Source organism: Phocaeicola coprophilus DSM 18228 = JCM 13818 (genome assembly GCF_000157915.1).
GTDB lineage: Bacteria > Bacteroidota > Bacteroidia > Bacteroidales > Bacteroidaceae > Phocaeicola > Phocaeicola coprophilus.
In genome coordinates this window covers 177899-189633 of sequence record NZ_EQ973643.1, presented here as the reverse complement: position 1 = coordinate 189633, position 11735 = coordinate 177899, and the positions used below count along the sequence as shown (strand labels likewise).

Sequence of the window (11735 nt, the reverse complement as noted above, 5' to 3'; positions counted from 1 at the left end):
ATGATTAACGCAGATTCACATTTGCTAGGTCATGAAAAAAGAGAAAAGCCCTTGTAAAATAGTTATTTACAGGGGCTTTAATGTAATATCTTGTACTCGAAGCGGGACTTGAACCCGCACAGCCATTACTGGCCAAGGGATTTTAAGTCCCTCGTGTCTACCGATTCCACCATTCGAGCAACCTAAAATGGAGCGGAAAACGAGACTCGAACTCGCGACCCTAACCTTGGCAAGGTTATGCTCTACCAACTGAGCTATTTCCGCGTTAACGGGTGCAAATGTAGGGAGTTTTGTAATATGTTCCAAACATTTCCCCCGTTTTCTTTTAAGAAATTTTGTTTTTAACGTCCCAAAAGTGCATTTTCCGCACGTTCGGCCACTTCAAAATGGAATCCGGAGATCACATCATCCATCAGGGCAGTGATGCGGTCGTTACACAGGTTGCCGATGCTTCCTTCGTGGGTGTGGTGCACTTCTTTGTTGTGTGTGAACTTTCCGGCTTCGATATCCAGTCCCACTTTCTTGTAGGCATCACGGAAAGGCATGCCTTCAGCTGCCAGACGGTTGACTTCTTCCACGCTGAACATGTAGAGATACTTGTCATCGTCCAAGATGTGTTCGTTGATCTTGATCTTGTCCATGATGTAGGTTGCCATGTGCAGGCAGTCTTCCAGTTCCTGAAATGCCGGAAGGAACACTTCCTTGATGATCTGCAGGTCGCGGAAATAACCGGACGGCAGGTTGTTCATAATCATCATGATCTGCTGCGGAAGAGCCTGGATCTTGTTGCATTTGGCGCGGGTCAGCTCGAATACGTCCGGGTTTTTTTTATGCGGCATGATGCTGGAGCCGGTGGTACATTCGTCAGGGAGTTTGACAAATCCGAAGTTCTGACAGCTGAACATGCAGGCGTCGAAAGCCATTTTGGAGAGGGTGCCTGCGATGGAAGCCATGGCAAATGCCACGTTGCGCTCCATTTTTCCGCGTCCCATCTGGGCATAGACAACATTGTAGTTCATGGAATCGAATCCCAGCAGGCGGGTTGTCATTTCCCGGTTCAGAGGGAATGAAGAGCCGTAGCCGGCAGCCGATCCCAGAGGGTTGCGGTTGCACATCCGGTAAGCGGCCTGAAGGAAAAGCATATCGTCCACCAGGCTTTCGGCGTATGCACCGAACCACAGGCCGAAGGAAGACGGCATGGCGATCTGCAGGTGGGTATAGCCCGGCATCAGGACATCCTTGTAGCGGTTGCTTTGTGCAATCAGCACCCGGAACAGTTCTTCTACTGATTCTGCAAGATTCTTCAGCTGTGCACGCGTGAACAGTTTCAGGTCTACCAGAACCTGGTCGTTGCGTGAGCGTCCGCTGTGGATTTTCTTGCCGACATCGCCCAGCCGGCGGGTCAGCATCAGTTCCACCTGTGAATGTACGTCCTCGATTCCGTCTTCGATGACGAACTCTCCTTTTTCAGCGGATGCATAAATGTTTTTCAGCTCGTCGAGCAGTACCTTCAGTTCATCGGAGGTCAGCAGGCCGATGCTTTCCAGCATGGTGATGTGGGCCATGGAACCCAAAATATCGTGTTTGGCCAGGTAAAGGTCCATTTCGCGGTCACGTCCTACGGTGAAACGGTCGATCTCTTCGTTTACCTGAACATTCTTTTCCCAAAGTTTCTGAGCCATTGTTGTTGGTTTATACGTTTGACGATTAATAAGGTATCTTGGTAAGCATGTCTGCCAGTTTCTCTGCACCTTCCTGCAGGGGTTTGGATACCATGGCTTTCATGAACATGTTTACATCAGCACCGATGGTTACTTTTATTTTGGCTTCCTCTTCGGTTACGGGGAGAATCTGTATCCAGAGGTTCAGGGGGATCGGGGTTTTGTCTCCTTCGAACTTGATGCATTTCATCGGTTCACGTTCCACAATGCGCAAGGTCAGGTTGATACCCTGAACCTTGATGGTCAGTGAGTCGTTGTCGAATGTAAGATCTTCTATTTTGCCGTCCAGCTGATTTTTTACTTCTGCCAGACGTTCACGGATCGGTTGCAGATTGTCCAGGTTGGACAGCTTGTTGTAAACGCGTTCCTGACTGGCAGGAATGTGCTTTACGCTGCTTTCGAATTTTAAAGCCATATACTTAGATTAAAAAAACACGGATTACGGGAACCGTCACGTTCTTTCAGCCGAGAACCGTGAAGTTCGCATAATCCGTGCGGGTACAATTATTATTAACTTACTTATTTACCAGTCCAGTGAGCAGGGTCTTTTCTCCAGGCCTGCAGAACAGGAATGTCTTCTTCTGCAATGTAGTCGGTCTTCAATGCTGCATCAAGCACTGCATTGTAGTTGGTCAGAGTTACCAGTTCAACCTTTGCATTCTTGAAGGCTTCAACGGATACATCGAAACCGTAAGTGAAGGATGCAATCATTCCGATTACTTCGCATCCGTTGTTGCGGATGGCTTCTACAGCTTTCAAGCTGCTTCCACCGGTAGAGATCAGGTCTTCGATAACAACGACTTTCATACCCGGACGCAATTCTCCTTCAATCAGGTTTTCCAGACCATGGTCTTTTGGGCTTGAACGAACATAAACAAACGGTAAGTTCAATTCTTCAGCTACCAACGCACCTTGAGCAATGGCGCCAGTTGCTACTCCTGCAATTGCATCTACATCTCCGAATTTTTCGAGGATTACGCGACAAATTTCCAACTTCACGAAATTACGGAGTGCAGGATAAGACAGGGTCTTGCGATTATCACAATAAATCGGAGACTTCCAGCCAGATGCCCAGGTGAACGGGTTTGCCGGCTGAATCTTTACAGCCTTTACCTTCAACAACTTTTCTGCGAATAATCTTTCCAAAGCTTTCATAACTTAATTAATAGTTGATAAACATTTCTGCAAAAATATGGAAATCCAACGGGAATATGAAATTTATCTGCGGATTTTTTCGGAATCATCTTGCGGTAAGCTGTATGAAGGTCCTGACAGCTCCTTCAGAGCCCTTTGGCCCAGGCCAGAGTGACCAGGCTGATTTGTATGCCGGGGATGGAGACCAGCACGTCGGCACAGGCGGTCAGGGTTGCTCCGGTGGTCAGTACGTCATCGACCAGCATGATATGCTTGTGCTGCAGGGCGGGCAAAGCTTTATCGGACAGGGCAAACAGATCTTCTGCGTTGAGCCACCGTTCATAGCCGTGCTTGTGGGTCTGGGTCGGATTATGGTGAATGCGGTGCAGGGCATCCGTGCAGACGGGGATGCCGGTAAGGGCAGAGATTCCTCGGGCCAGCAGTTCGCTCTGGTTGTAGCCGCGTGTGCGCTGACGCCTGGGGTGGAGGGGAACGGGGATCAGGCAGTCTATCCCTTCGAAGAATCCGGAAGGATGGAGTTCGGATGCCAGCAGTTCCCCCATCCGGATGCAGGCCGTCCGTGCGCCGTGGTATTTCATGTCATGCAGGAGGGAAGAGATTTTGCTTCCCCGGGCATAATAGCAGAGTGAAGAGGCACGCCGGATTGGAAACCGTCCCCAGAAGCTGCGTTCCATTTCGTTGCCGGGGCTGTTCAGAATGTGGGTATAGGGCAGTCCGGTCAGGCAGCCGGTACACAGAATCTCTTCTGTGAGGAGAAGCTTTTTCCCGCAGATCGGGCAGATGCGGGGAAAGAAGAATTCCCGGAGGTCAGTCCATAGCTTCATGGTCGCAGGGATATTCGTTGCCGTCTGTCTGCGGGAGAAGTGGAAGGATTTCTTCCATGAGGAATCCCTTGCCACAGGCAAAGCGGATCAGTTTGGCATTGCGCTCGTAATCATTGCGTGCGGAGATGCTCCTGGCTTTCTGTTGCAAGAGCTTTTGCAGGATGGCCCGGTATTCTTCTTCATCAATCTCTGCTATTCCGCCTGTGATTGCTTCAGAGGAAAGCTGTTTCATCCGGAGTGCCTGAATGATTTTCATGCGTCCCCATTGGTTGAAGCGGTATTTGTCGCGGACAAAGGCACGGCAGAAGCGTGCTGTATCGACAAAGCGTTCTTTCTGCAGATGTTCCAGTATGTGGGCGGAAGTTTCCGGGGAAGCTCCCCACTGTTGCAGTTTGGCTTCAACTTCGGACGGACAGCGCTCTGCTGCCAGACAATAGACTTCTGCTTTGTTTCTGAGTTCGTTTTCGGTATATTCTTTCATGGCTTGACAGCTTTCACCATGCGGTCGTTGCCGGAGAGGTCCTTGCGCAATTCCACGGAATGATATCCCAGTTGCTGCAACAGGGAAACCGTCTCTGCACCGTAGGCACGGTTGATTTCATAATAAAGGGTTCCGGAGGGTGACAGAAGATCGAGCCCGATCCGGGCAATATGCCGGTAAAAAAGCAACGGATCGTTGTCGGGAACAAAAAGTGCCAGCTCAGGCTCCCAGTCGAGTACGTTGCGTTCCATGTCTGTCCGTTCCTTCTCGGTAATATAGGGAGGGTTGCTGACCAGAACGTCTATATTCAGGGATGGCCAGGACTCCTGTAAGGCATCTACCTGCTGAAAATGGACAGTAACACCATTCCGGATGGCATTGCGCCGGGCTACCTCCAGTGCTTCGGGAGAAACATCCCAGGCATGAACTGTGGACAGGGGAAGCCGGTGGGCCAGGCTGACCGGTATGCAGCCGCTGCCTGTCCCGATGTCCAGAATGCGAACGGGGACGTCCGGATGATCTTCCACGATCCAGCTGACCAGTTCTTCTGTTTCCGGGCGGGGAATCAGAACCGAAGGAGTCACTTCAAAGGGGAGTCCGGAGAAACGGGTTTCACCTATTATATATTGTAGGGGTTCATAACTTTTCAGCCGGGTGAGAATATTATTTAACCGGGCCCTTTCGTCTGTCGGAAAATCAGTATCTTTGCCGGCATAAAGGTCCAGTGTGCCGAAATGGAACAGGTCGGTCAGGATCCATCTGGCCATTGCGGCGGCTTCTGTTTCCGGATAGAAGCCGGAAAGCGCTTGTTTGATTTCAGTGTAAACAGGATGCATAGGTCTGCAAAAATAATTATAAAAAACAGAAGACTATGACAAAAGACGAAAAATATATCCGGCGATGCATACAATTGGCTCGTAACGGCTTGTGTAATGCGGCTCCGAATCCGATGGTGGGAGCTGTGGTTGTTTATCGGGATCGCATTATCGGTGAAGGTTATCATGCCCGTTGCGGGGAAGGTCATGCGGAAGTGAATGCGCTTCGTTCTGTCCGGGATGAATCCTTATTGAAGGAGGCTACCCTGTATGTCAGTCTGGAACCCTGTTCGCATTATGGGAAAACACCGCCTTGTGCTGATTTGATAGTCAGCAAAGGAATCCCCAGAGTGGTGGTGGGCTGCATGGATCCGTTTCCTCTGGTAGCCGGACGGGGCATCCGGAAACTGGAAGAGGCTGGAATTGACGTGACTGTCGGAGTACTGGAAGAGGAATGCCGGGAGCTGATCCGGCGTTTTGTTACCTTGAATATACGCAAACGTCCGTATATTACCTTAAAGTGGGCCCAGTCGGCAGATGGCTTTATCGACCGCTTGCGGCAGGAAGGGAGTCCGGCCGTATTGTCCACTCCGCTTACTTCCATGTATGTACATAAGATGCGGGCTGAATATAAAGCGATACTGGTGGGAAGACGTACGGCCTTGCTGGACAATCCCTCATTGACCACCCGGAACTGGTACGGACCGAATCCGCTCCGGCTGGTGATTGACAGGAAACTGACCCTGCCCCGGGAGCTGAAACTGTTTGACGGTACGGCACCGACACTGGTCTTTACGGAAGAGGTTCCGGCAGAATGTCTCCGGCAGACAAATGTAGATTATCAGGTGCTGGATTTCAGTCAGGATATCCTGCCGCAGATCATGCAGGTTCTCTATGAACGGAAGATCCAGTCTTTGCTGGTAGAGGGGGGAAGGCTGTCTGCTTCAGTCGTTTATCGATTCCGGCCTTTGGGATGACATCCGTGTAGAACATTCCGGAGTTGTCCTGCAGGATGGAGTGAAGGCTCCGGCTGTTCCGGCGGGTTATGCTGCCACCTTTGAGGTTTGGGACCATAATTGCGTAAGCTATTATCAAAACACCCTTTAAAAGGGTTCGCTTGCAGATAAAAAAGCGGCGTTTATCCATAATTTTATATAAAACTTAGTACAAAAGTGGGTATTCGCAAAAAAACTTTCTACTTTTGCAACTTGTAACAACAGAACTCATTTGTAAATGAAAATAAAGTTTTTGCCGCTTATTGCAGGAATTTTTACGACTGCAACGATCATGACATCGTGCCTGGGTAACGATCTGGATGATATTAAACTCGGTTCGGAATCCAGTATAACCGCTTTTTCTATAGGAACTGTATGGGTCCCGGTGACAGGGGTAGATCAGAATGGAAATGACAGTGTTTATCTGGATTCCATTGACTGCTCGGGTTATCCTTTTACAATCGATCAGCTGAACAGAAGAATTGAAAACAAGGACTCTTTGCCCGTTGGAGCTGATGTATCCAGGGTTTTGACTTCTCTGACTTCTGACGGATCCGTCTGGTATACCAAACGTTCGGATGCGGGTATCGAAAATGATACGGTGTGGTCCAGTCAGGATTCCATCGATTTTACCTATCCGGTAACCTTCAAGGTTTATGCGTACAGCGGAGTTCAGGGAACTCCTTATACCGTTCGTGTCAATGTGCATAAGCAGGTTCCTGATTCCTTGCAGTGGCTGAATTATCAGCAGACTTTTGCTGATGGGGTTTCCTTACAGCGCCAGAAGGCCGTAGCCATTGACGGAAAGGTGTATGTATTTGGCGTCCGGAACGGAGAGACTGTTGCACAATATACTACCGTCAGCACGGGAAATCCTTCTGCATGGCAGACCGTAGCACTTCCTGCCGGTACAGACAGCTATTCGGCTGTGGTATGGAAGGATGCCGTATGGTTCCTGGCTTCGAACCAGCTGTATCAGCTGAATCCGGGAGATAACACTTATTCATTGGTTGCAAATGCTCCGTCATTGACCCAGCTGGTGGCTGCAACGGATGAATCCAACGGCGGACAAAAGACGATCCTGTATGCACGCAATGCGGACAACCGTTTTGTCCGCCTGGAAAATGAGACCTGGACAGAAGATGAAGAAGAAACACTGGGTGCATTTGCTGCCGGCCAGCGTCTGTCTGCTGCCAGCATGCCGCTGTCATATAATAAGACTCTGGTCCGTACCATCCTGATGGGAAACAATGAAGGTACTGCCCCGAGTGATACCACGTCTTTGCTGTTCAGCCGAATTTCCAATGAACAGTCATGGGCCAGATATGCACAGAATAACCCGCTGACATGTCCGAATCTGGAGAATATTTCCATGATTCACTATGATGATAAATTGTATGCCTTTGGCGGAAAAGCCACTACCGGAGAGGGAGAAGTCGCTCCGTTTGAGAGATTCTATTGCTCCATTGACAATGGACTGACCTGGGATCCTGTTTCCCGTTCCGTTACTTTCCCGGAAGACGGTTCTTTCCGGGCATTCTATGAAAGCAGTCACGGAAATTACTCTTGCACCGTTGATTCGGAACATTTTATCTGGATCATCTGGGAGAATGGAGCGCTGAGCAGAGGACGTATCAACCGGTTGGGCTTTGCTCCGAAGTGGTAATCTGGAATACTTGAATTTGAAGCTATGTTATACCAAGACCAAATAGATAAGACCCGTATCCCGTCGCATATAGCCATTATCATGGATGGCAACGGACGTTGGGCAAAACAGCGCGGGCAGATTCGTACTTTCGGTCATCAGGCCGGAGCAGAAACGGTTCATGTCATTGCGGAAGAGGCGGCTCGCCTGGGTGTGAAATATCTTACATTGTATACGTTCTCTACTGAAAACTGGAATCGTCCGGTGGATGAAGTGGCAGCCTTGATGAGCTTGCTGATGGATTCCATTGAGGAGGAAACTTTTATGAAAAACAATATCAGTTTTCGTATTATCGGAGATACTTCCAAACTTCCGGAGAATGTGCTGGAACGTCTGAACCGCTGTATTGAACGGACTTCGGTGAATACCGGCATGTGTCTGACACTGGCACTGAGCTATTCTTCCAAGTGGGAGATTACGGAAGCGGTCAGACAAATTGCTTCCCGGGTGTTTGCGGGTGATCTGAAAGCTGATGAAATAACAGATCAGACGGTCGACGGTTTTCTGGCGACTCATTATATGCCTGATCCGGATTTGTTGATCCGGACGGGAGGAGAAGTGCGGCTCAGCAATTTCCTGTTGTGGCAATGTGCTTATTCCGAACTTTATTTTTGCGATACTTTCTGGCCGGATTTCAAGGCAGAGGAATTATGCAAAGCTATTTGTGATTATCAACGAAGAGAACGCCGATTCGGCAAAACCAGCGAACAAATTTAAGACGAAAGATGCGACACATTTTTTCACTCATCCTATTTATTCTGGCGGTTTCGTTCTGCTATCCAGTTACGGTGCATGCCCAGGAACTTAATGACACTATTTATAACCCGACCATCCTGTATAATGGTACGCCCAAGAAATATGAGATTGCAGGAATCAAGGTGGAAGGTGTAAAGAACTACGAAGATTATGTCTTGATTGGAATTTCAGGACTGGCTGTCGGACAGACCATAACGGTTCCTGGAGATGACATTACCGGTGCGGTGAAGCGCTACTGGGATCACGGACTGTTCTCTTCTGTAAGTATTGATGCGGAAAAGATCATCGGTAATAAGATTTACCTGCATATCAAGCTGACCCAGCGTCCGCGTATTGCTGATATCGTATTCCATGGGGTCAAGAAGAGTGAAAGAGAAGACTTGCAGGCAAAGATCGGTATGGTAAAAGGACTTCAGATTACTCCGAATGCCATTGACCGTGCGAAGACTTTGATCAAGAAACATTTTGATGAAAAAGGTTTTAAAAATGCCGAAGTGGATATCGTGGAACGGGAAGATCCGGAAAACGATGAGCAGGTGTATGTGGATGTAAATATCGATAAAAAGACAAAGGTAAAGGTTCATCAGATCTCGTTTGAGGGAAATAGCATCCTGAGTGATAAGAAGCTGAAACGGGTAATGAAGAAGACCAATGAGAAGGGAAAACTGATCAACCTGTTCCGTACCAAGAAATTCATTCAGGAAAAATATGAGGAAGATAAGCAGCTGATTATCGACAAATATAATGAGCTGGGTTATCGTGACGCACAGATCGTGGTGGACAGCGTGTCGGCTTATGATGAAAAGACGGTAGATGTCTACATGAAGATTCATGAAGGTGAAAAGTATTATATCCGTAACATCACGTGGGTGGGTAACACCGTTTATCCTTCTGACCTGCTGAGCCAGCAGTTGCGTATGAAAAAAGGAGATGTATATAACCAGAAGCTGATAAATGAGCGTCTGAACAGTGATGAAGATGCTATCGGTAACAACTATTACAACAGTGGTTATGTATTCTATCACCTGGATCCGGTGGAAGTCAATATTGACGGTGACTCCATTGACCTGGAAATGCGTATTGTGGAAGGTGAACCGGCTACCATCAGTCATGTGCGTATCAACGGTAATGACCGTCTGTATGAAAATATTGTACGCCGTGAGTTGCGTACCCGTCCGGGAGACCTCTTCAGCCGGGAAGCTCTGGAACGTTCTTACCGTGAAATTGCCCAGATGGGACATTTCAATCCGGAAAACATTCAGATGGACGTACAGCCGAACCAGACAGACGGAACCGTGGATATCAACTGGGGACTGGAGTCAAAGGCTAACGACCAGGTTGAGTTCTCTGCCGGTTGGGGTCAGACAGGTGTGATCGGTAAGCTGAGTCTGAAGTTCACGAACTTCTCGTTTGCCAATCTGTTCCATAAGAATGACAACTATCGCGGAATTCTGCCGCAGGGAGACGGACAGACACTGACCCTCAGCGGACAGACCAACGGACGCTACTATCAGTCTTACAGTATCTCTTTCCTGGATCCGTGGTTTGGCGGTAAACGACCGACTCAGTTCTCGGTTTCGGCCTTCTACTCCAAGCAGACAGACGTAAGCGATCAGTATTATAACTCTGCGTACATGAATAACTATTACAATACGCTTTTGTACGGAAACTATTATAATGGTTATTACAATAACTACTACGACAATTACGAATCCTATTATGACCCGTCGAAGTCCTTCCAGATGTTCGGTGTGTCAGTGGGATGGGGTAAACGTCTGCGCTGGCCGGATGACTATTTCCAGCTGTCTGCTGAGCTGTCTTATCAGCGCTTTATCCTGAGAGACTGGAGTTATCTGTATATCAGACTGAACAACGGCCAGTACATGACTACGGGTAACTGTAACAACATCAGCCTGAACCTGACCTTGTCGCGTAACTCAACGGATAACCCGATCTTCCCGCGTTACGGTTCTGAGTTTACGGCTTCCTTGCAGATCACTCCGCCGTATTCTTTGTTCAGCAACAAGGATTATTCCACTTACGGTAAGAACGATTACAATGAGGCTGCCAGCATGTACAAGTGGATTGAATACCACAAATGGAAGTTCAGAGCAAAGACTTATACGCCTTTGATGGATATCAAGAAATGTCCGGTGATCATGACCCGTACGGAGTTCGGTATCCTGGGACACTTCAACAAGTATAAACGTTCACCGTTTGAAACCTTCTACGTGGGTGGTGATGGTATGACCGGATACAGTTATAACTATGCTTCCGAAACGATTGCCCTCCGCGGATATGAAAATGGAGCTTTGACCCCGTATGGTTCGGAAGGTTATGCATACATCCGTCTGGGCGCTGAACTCCGTTACCCGCTGATGCTGGAAAACTCAACCAGTATTTATGCACTCGGATTTGTGGAAGCCGGTAATGCCTGGACCGATGTGGCCAAGTTTAATCCGTTCAGCCTGAAACGTTCGGCTGGTGTCGGTGTCCGTATCTTCCTTCCGATGGTCGGTATGATGGGTATTGACTGGGCGTATGGTTTCGACAAGATTAACGGTTCCATGAGCCAGAGCGGAAGCCAGTTCCACTTTATCATCGGACAAGAGTTCTAATAACACAGAATATAATCAGGGGTTGATAGATGATTGTTGAGCAATGACTGTAAGGTTTGTCAATAATCATCTATTGGCTTTTTTAATCAGAGATTGAATTCCTTAACAGAATACTAAAAAGAACGAATATGAAACGATTGATCCTTTCGGCAGTGTTGCTTGTTGTCGGCCTGATGGCAGTCCAGGCACAGAAGTTTGTCCTTGTTGACATGGAGTATATCATGAAGCAGATTCCGGCTGTAACGCAGGCAAACCAACAGATGGAGGCTTTGTCCAAACAGTGGCAGGAAGCAGTAGAGGCCAAGGCCAATGAAGCCAAAGCTTTGTATGAAGCCTATCAGAAAAGTGCGGCAACCTTGTCTGCAGCCCAGAAAACAGCTCAGGAGGATGCGATTGTAGCCAAGGAAAAAGAGGCTGCAGAACTGAGAAAGCAGTATTTCGGACCTGAAGGAGAACTGATGAAGAAACGTCAGGAACTGATGGGACCCGTTCAGGATGCTATTTATAATGCCGTAAAAGCCATTGCAACAGAGCGGGGATATGATGTCGTGATAGACCGTGCATCTGCACAGAGCATGATTTTTGCTTCTCCACGCATTGATATCAGCAATGAAGTTCTTGCAAAAATGGGATATTCAAATTAATTTTATACATTTGCACACAAA

Annotated in this window: 10 protein-coding genes, 2 tRNA genes and 1 pseudogene; 5 read left to right on the top strand and 8 right to left on the bottom strand. The window is 48.2% G+C overall.

Features of this window, described 5'->3' with window-relative positions:
• Positions 1-93: 93 nt before the first annotated feature.
• The 8 genes from BACCOPRO_RS08745 to prmC form a co-directional block, all read right to left on the bottom strand.
• Positions 94-179: transfer RNA gene (locus BACCOPRO_RS08745), tRNA-Leu, on the bottom strand.
• Positions 180-188: 9 nt separating this feature from the next.
• A tRNA-Gly gene (locus BACCOPRO_RS08740) sits at positions 189-264 on the bottom strand.
• A 77-nt stretch (positions 265-341) separates the two neighbouring features.
• Positions 342-1682, bottom strand: a complete 1341-nt coding sequence (gene argH / locus BACCOPRO_RS08735; protein ID WP_008142874.1) for an argininosuccinate lyase — start codon at positions 1680-1682, stop codon at positions 342-344.
• Between the two features lie 25 nt (positions 1683-1707).
• Positions 1708-2136: an SRPBCC family protein gene (locus BACCOPRO_RS08730; RefSeq protein WP_008142873.1), complete on the bottom strand. Its 429-nt coding sequence runs from the start codon at positions 2134-2136 to the stop codon at positions 1708-1710.
• 104 nt (positions 2137-2240) lie between these two features.
• Positions 2241-2876 carry an orotate phosphoribosyltransferase gene (pyrE, locus tag BACCOPRO_RS08725; RefSeq protein WP_008142872.1) on the bottom strand — a complete coding sequence of 212 codons (636 nt, stop codon included), beginning with the start codon at positions 2874-2876 and terminating at the stop codon, positions 2241-2243.
• Positions 2877-3001: 125 nt separating this feature from the next.
• Positions 3002-3700, bottom strand: a complete 699-nt coding sequence (locus BACCOPRO_RS08720; protein ID WP_008142871.1) for a ComF family protein — start codon at positions 3698-3700, stop codon at positions 3002-3004.
• The gene (locus BACCOPRO_RS08715) at positions 3684-4181 is read right to left on the bottom strand and encodes a regulatory protein RecX (protein WP_008142870.1); all 498 of its coding nucleotides are present in this window, start codon (positions 4179-4181) and stop codon (positions 3684-3686) included. The genes BACCOPRO_RS08720 and BACCOPRO_RS08715 overlap by 17 nt, the downstream gene beginning before the upstream one ends.
• Positions 4178-5017: a peptide chain release factor N(5)-glutamine methyltransferase gene (gene prmC, locus BACCOPRO_RS08710; protein ID WP_008142869.1), complete on the bottom strand. Its 840-nt coding sequence runs from the start codon at positions 5015-5017 to the stop codon at positions 4178-4180. The genes BACCOPRO_RS08715 and prmC overlap by 4 nt, the downstream gene beginning before the upstream one ends.
• Before the next feature lie 35 nt (positions 5018-5052).
• On the opposite strand from prmC, the pseudogene ribD reads away from it, so the two are divergent.
• The 5 genes and pseudogenes from ribD (at position 5053) to BACCOPRO_RS08685 (ending at position 11714) form a co-directional block, all read left to right on the top strand.
• Positions 5053-6103, top strand: a pseudogene (ribD, locus tag BACCOPRO_RS08705) (bifunctional diaminohydroxyphosphoribosylaminopyrimidine deaminase/5-amino-6-(5-phosphoribosylamino)uracil reductase RibD).
• 126 nt (positions 6104-6229) lie between these two features.
• Positions 6230-7657 (top strand): BamI family beta-barrel-assembly machinery protein, encoded by a 1428-nt coding sequence (gene bamI, locus BACCOPRO_RS08700; RefSeq protein WP_008142867.1) that lies wholly within the window; start codon positions 6230-6232, stop codon positions 7655-7657.
• 24 nt (positions 7658-7681) lie between these two features.
• Positions 7682-8413: an isoprenyl transferase gene (locus BACCOPRO_RS08695; protein ID WP_008142866.1), complete on the top strand. Its 732-nt coding sequence runs from the start codon at positions 7682-7684 to the stop codon at positions 8411-8413.
• A gap of 8 nt (positions 8414-8421) precedes the next feature.
• The gene (gene bamA, locus BACCOPRO_RS08690; protein ID WP_008142865.1) at positions 8422-11070 is read left to right on the top strand and encodes an outer membrane protein assembly factor BamA; all 2649 of its coding nucleotides are present in this window, start codon (positions 8422-8424) and stop codon (positions 11068-11070) included.
• A 128-nt stretch (positions 11071-11198) separates the two neighbouring features.
• Positions 11199-11714: an OmpH/Skp family outer membrane protein gene (locus BACCOPRO_RS08685; RefSeq protein ID WP_008142864.1), complete on the top strand. Its 516-nt coding sequence runs from the start codon at positions 11199-11201 to the stop codon at positions 11712-11714.
• Positions 11715-11735: the final 21 nt, after the last annotated feature.

Excerpts from the sequence above, each read along its gene's own strand:
- argH (WP_008142874.1), bottom strand. The coding sequence starts at position 1,682 with ATGGCTCAGAAACTTTGGGAAAAGAATGTTCAGGTAAACGAAGAGATC.
- BACCOPRO_RS08730 (WP_008142873.1), bottom strand. The coding sequence starts at position 2,136 with ATGGCTTTAAAATTCGAAAGCAGCGTAAAGCACATTCCTGCCAGTCAG.
- pyrE (WP_008142872.1), bottom strand. The coding sequence starts at position 2,876 with ATGAAAGCTTTGGAAAGATTATTCGCAGAAAAGTTGTTGAAGGTAAAG.
- BACCOPRO_RS08720 (WP_008142871.1), bottom strand. The coding sequence starts at position 3,700 with ATGAAGCTATGGACTGACCTCCGGGAATTCTTCTTTCCCCGCATCTGC.
- BACCOPRO_RS08715 (WP_008142870.1), bottom strand. The coding sequence starts at position 4,181 with ATGAAAGAATATACCGAAAACGAACTCAGAAACAAAGCAGAAGTCTAT.
- prmC (WP_008142869.1), bottom strand. The coding sequence starts at position 5,017 with ATGCATCCTGTTTACACTGAAATCAAACAAGCGCTTTCCGGCTTCTAT.
- bamI (WP_008142867.1), top strand. The coding sequence starts at position 6,230 with ATGAAAATAAAGTTTTTGCCGCTTATTGCAGGAATTTTTACGACTGCA.
- BACCOPRO_RS08695 (WP_008142866.1), top strand. The coding sequence starts at position 7,682 with ATGTTATACCAAGACCAAATAGATAAGACCCGTATCCCGTCGCATATA.
- bamA (WP_008142865.1), top strand. The coding sequence starts at position 8,422 with ATGCGACACATTTTTTCACTCATCCTATTTATTCTGGCGGTTTCGTTC.
- BACCOPRO_RS08685 (WP_008142864.1), top strand. The coding sequence starts at position 11,199 with ATGAAACGATTGATCCTTTCGGCAGTGTTGCTTGTTGTCGGCCTGATG.